Raw genomic sequence first — 1,098 nt, forward strand, 5'->3', positions numbered from 1 at the left:
TAAAGCCAGACCACGATAGCAACGGAGGGACGTGTTTTAATGGGGAGTAAAAATACAGGATTGTTCGGTCTGTCGAGCCGAACATGGTTTCGGACTCCCTGTTATCCAGGACTCCCCATAACACACGAGTTGTAGGCGATGCGCTGGTGCCCGCACGCGTCACACTGCTCGACGTGGCCACCCAGGGCCGCCGTGCGGCATTGTTCAATGGCGCGCATGACACGGTACTGCTCACGGTCAAGTGAATCGGCGTAGAGATGCCGATATGCCAGGCCGTGACGGTGCAGGATGTCCGCCAGCTCCAGCGGGGCCTTCATCGCGGCTCAGACCGAGTCAGCTGGAGGCTCGGGTGAGGTCTGCGAAGTGCCCGGGGGCAGCCGGTCGAATGGACTGGTCGTCGCGCAGATCGTGCTGGTCGCGACCTTGAGATATTGCGCTGTGGTGGCCAGGCTGCGATGGCCCATCAGCAGCTGGATCATGCGCACATCGGTGCCGGATTCGAGCAGGTGCGTGGCAAACGCATGACGCAAGGAATGCGGTGTAATGGGCTTGCTGATACCAGCACGGCGACGGGCGTCCTGGCATGCCTGTCGTACCACGCTCGCGCCCACGGGCTGATCCGGGAATCGGCCGGGAAACAGCCAGTACTGGGGGCGGCCAATGCACCAGTAACAACGCAGAATCTCCAGCAGCCGTGGAGAGAGCATCACGTAGCGGTCGGCGTGCCCCTTGCCCTGTTCGACACGCAGCACCATTCGCTGGCTATCGATGTCGCTGACCTTCAGCCGGCTGGCCTCAGAGATGCGCAGGCCCGCGGCGTAGGCTGCCATCAGCACGGTACGATGCTTGACGCTGCGGATCGCTTCAAGGAACTGGGTGACCTCCTCCTGACTGAGGATGACCGGCAGCTTGCGTGGTCTCCTCGATCTGGGGAGCTCTTCGACCGACCAGTTGCGTTTGAGCGTGACGTTGTATGAGGTTGACCCGGTTCGACGGATAGATCTGTAGTTGAGGTTAATGCGGTGTGGCACCTCCCGATAAGATCAAATCGCGGGTTGTCCACGGCCGGGCGGCGGGTCGCCTGTCACGACCACGCTG

Annotated in this window: 1 protein-coding gene and 1 pseudogene; both read right to left on the reverse strand. The window is 61.7% G+C overall.

Features of this window, described 5'->3' with window-relative positions; all coding sequences use genetic code 11:
* Positions 1 to 122: 122 nt before the first annotated feature.
* Positions 123 to 317, reverse strand: a pseudogene (locus AB4Y34_RS41645) (transposase zinc-binding domain-containing protein); the annotation flags it as partial.
* Between the two features lie 6 nt (positions 318 to 323).
* Complete coding sequence (locus AB4Y34_RS41650; protein ID WP_368719283.1) at positions 324 to 1,031, reverse strand: tyrosine-type recombinase/integrase; 708 nt, start codon at positions 1,029 to 1,031, stop codon at positions 324 to 326.
* Positions 1,032 to 1,098 lie beyond the last annotated feature (67 nt).

It is taken from the genome of Paraburkholderia sp. BR10954, assembly GCF_040965775.1.
In the GTDB taxonomy this organism is placed as follows: domain Bacteria; phylum Pseudomonadota; class Gammaproteobacteria; order Burkholderiales; family Burkholderiaceae; genus Paraburkholderia; species Paraburkholderia youngii.